General features: G+C 38.9%; 3 protein-coding genes. 2 read left to right on the top strand and 1 reads right to left on the bottom strand.

Annotated elements, in window-relative coordinates; all coding sequences use genetic code 11:
- Positions 1-47: 47 nt before the first annotated feature.
- Positions 48-245 (bottom strand): hypothetical protein, encoded by a 198-nt coding sequence (locus KTHG_RS03360; RefSeq protein ID WP_020189514.1) that lies wholly within the window; start codon positions 243-245, stop codon positions 48-50.
- 294 nt (positions 246-539) lie between these two features.
- Here KTHG_RS03360 and KTHG_RS03365 point away from each other — a divergent pair, with 294 nt between their 5' ends.
- Together KTHG_RS03365 and KTHG_RS03370 are read left to right on the top strand one after the other, a co-directional pair.
- Positions 540-2300, top strand: a complete 1761-nt coding sequence (locus KTHG_RS03365; protein ID WP_020189515.1) for a 2-oxoacid:acceptor oxidoreductase subunit alpha — start codon at positions 540-542, stop codon at positions 2298-2300.
- Entirely contained in the window at positions 2287-3153 is an 867-nt protein-coding gene (locus KTHG_RS03370; protein WP_020189516.1) for a 2-oxoacid:ferredoxin oxidoreductase subunit beta, read from the top strand. Before KTHG_RS03365 ends, KTHG_RS03370 begins: the two co-directional genes overlap by 14 nt.

Consider the following 3153-nt stretch of genomic DNA (forward strand, 5'->3'; position numbering starts at 1 on the left):
CCTTCTTTTTGTTACTCATGTCTTTAACGTTGCGTTTTTTATATTGTTTAAGCTGTGTAAGATTTTTTATGCTGTTGATTAAATCGCCAAATGAATAAGAGAACGAAGAAGAAGAACGGAATCATAACCCCTTGACCGATGAGCATTTTCAATGTTGTTGCACCGTCAGTACCCCAAGTAGCTACCATATATGCTGTTAGTGAGAAAATAAACAATGCGATGGGAATCCATAGAATTTTCATCATAATTGCTACTTCTACGGCGTAGCGTAGAAGCTTTCACCTCGCTTTTTTGTAATATTTATTGTTGTTCTTCTATTCGTATAGTAGTATGATTCCCTTTTTTTAAAATTTAAACACATAAAAAGAATGAAAAACAAGAAAATTAAGTTTATTTATGTAAAACAAACTTAATTTTTCCGTCAAAGGTCTGAAATTCTCTCTTTTCATGGATTTCCAATAGTTTCTGTCGTTTCTTCGTGATAAACTTATGAAGGATAAAAATATATAAAATACCCTGTTTTAAGGAGATGTTTAAACATGTTACATCAACTTTCATGGAAAGTCGGTGGGCAGCAAGGTGAAGGGATCGAATCAACTGGTGAGATTTTCTCAACAGCGATGAACCGTCTAGGCTACCACCTATACGGCTACCGTCATTTCTCTTCTCGTATTAAAGGTGGCCATACGAATAATAAAATTAACGTACGTACAACAACGGTGCATACGATTCCAGATGATAACGATATTCTTGTTGCGTTTGACCAAGAAACAATCGATGTAAACTATAAAGAGCTACATGCAGATGGTGTTATTTTAGCAGATGCAAAATTTAAGCCAGTAAAACCTGAAGATTGTGAGGCAACAATGTATATCGTGCCGTTCACAGCGACTGCAAAAGAGCTAGGAACAACATTAATGAAAAACATGGTAGCGATTGGTGCTACAGCGGCATTAATGAATTTAGAAGATACCGTATTCCAAAGTGTCGTCGACGAAATCTTTGGCCGTAAAGGGGAAGAAGTCGTAGCGAAAAACATGGAGGCTATCGCACAAGGGCATCAATTAATGCATGATTTATTAGTTGAAGCAGGGAATACAGAAGGTCAATTTGAATTAGAACCAGGCGATGGTCAACACCGTCTATTTATGATTGGGAATGAAGCAATGGCATTAGGTGCATTAGCTGCAGGTTCTCGCGTGATGAGTGCGTACCCAATTACGCCAGCTTCTGAAATTATGGAATATTTAACAAAAAAACTACCAACAGTCGGTGGTCTTGTTGTCCAAACAGAAGATGAAATCGCAGCTGTCACAATGGCAATTGGCGCTTCTTATGGTGGTGCACGTGCATTCACTGCATCAGCAGGTCCTGGTCTATCACTAATGATGGAAGGTTTAGGTCTTGCCGGTATGACAGAAACTCCACTTGTTGTCGTTGATACACAACGTGGTGGTCCATCAACAGGTCTCCCAACGAAACAAGAACAATCCGATTTATTTGCAATGCTTTACGGTACACATGGTGAGATTCCTAAAGTTATTATCGCACCGTCAACAGGTGAGGAAGCATTTTACGATATGATTCAAGCATTCAATATTGCGGATCAATTACAATTACCAGTAATCGTTCTTTCGGATTTACAGCTATCACTTGGTAAGCAAACAGTGGAACCATTTGATTATAGTAAAGTATCGATTAAACGCGGTAAATTGGAATTAGGTGATTTACCGGAAATGGAAGACAAAGCCTACTTCAAACGCTATGAAGTGACAGAAGACGGCGTATCGACACGTGTCGTACCTGGTCAAAAATATGGTATTCACCATGTGACGGGTGTTGAGCACTCTGAAATCGGTACACCATCTGAAGCACCGGCAAATCGCCAAGCGCAAATGGATAAACGTTTCCGTAAATTAGAGTATGTTGATTTTGAGACACCTGTTTATACAGATGCGCCACATGATGAAGCGGACGTATTAATCGTTGGTTTCGGTTCTACACGCGGTGCTATCGAAGAAATTCGTCCTGTATTAGATGAACAAGGCATCAAAACCAATCATGCTCATATTCGCTTAATTCACCCATTCCCAGCAAAAGAATTGCTACCATTAATGGAAAAAGCGAAAAAAATCATTGTTGTTGAAAATAATGCGACTGGTCAGCTTGCAAGCATCATTAAGTTAAACGTCGGTCATCATGATAAAATCATCAACTTAACAAAATACGATGGTACACCATTCTTACCAAACGAATTGTTAGGTCGTGTAAAGGAGTTGCTACCAGATGGTAACATTTAAAGATTTTCGTAATACAATCAAACCGAACTGGTGTCCAGGATGCGGTGACTTCTCTGTACAAGCATCGATTCAACGCGCTGCCGCAAACCTAGAAATCGAACCACATGAATTAGCGGTCGTGTCAGGTATCGGTTGTTCAGGCCGTTTATCAGGTTATATTAATGCATATGGCTTACATGGTATCCACGGTCGTGCGCTACCAATCGCACAAGGTCTAAAACTGGCAAACCGTGACTTAAACGTTATCGCAACAGGCGGTGACGGTGATGGATTTGCTATCGGTATGGGTCACACTGTACACTCAATCCGTCGCAATATCGATGTCACGTACATCGTAATGGATAACCAAATTTATGGTTTAACAAAAGGGCAAACATCTCCACGTTCTGCTGCTGGTTTCATCACGAAATCAACACCAGGTGGCGCGATTGAGCCATCACTAAAACCACTTGAAGTAGCCTTATCATCAGGTGCAACATTTGTGGCACAAGGCTTCTCAACAGATTTAAAAGAATTAACAGCGATGATTGAAGAAGGTATGAAACATAAAGGTTTCTCATTCATTAATGTATTCTCACCATGTGTGACATATAATAAAGTAAACACATATGATTGGTTCAAAGAACATTTAACAAAATTAAGTGATATTGAAGATTATGATTCTTCAAACCGTGAGCAAGCAATGCAAACGGTTATGAAGCATGAAGGTCTTGTAACAGGTATCATTTATCAAGATACTGAAACAGCTTCTTACCAAGAAAAAGTAAAAGGCTATTCAGAAAATGCATTAACTTATGAAAATCTTGAATTAGGCGAAGAAAAATTAGACGAGTTAATGAAAGAATTTATGTAA

It is taken from the genome of Kurthia sp. Dielmo (genome assembly GCF_000307285.2).
In the GTDB taxonomy this organism is placed as follows: Bacteria; Bacillota; Bacilli; order Bacillales_A; family Planococcaceae; genus Kurthia; species Kurthia populi.

Bases quoted from the DNA above. Each gene is read 5' to 3' on its own strand.
- KTHG_RS03360 (WP_020189514.1), bottom strand. From the start codon at position 245: ATGATGAAAATTCTATGGATTCCCATCGCATTGTTTATTTTCTCACTA.
- KTHG_RS03365 (WP_020189515.1), top strand. From the start codon at position 540: ATGTTACATCAACTTTCATGGAAAGTCGGTGGGCAGCAAGGTGAAGGG.
- KTHG_RS03370 (WP_020189516.1), top strand. From the start codon at position 2,287: ATGGTAACATTTAAAGATTTTCGTAATACAATCAAACCGAACTGGTGT.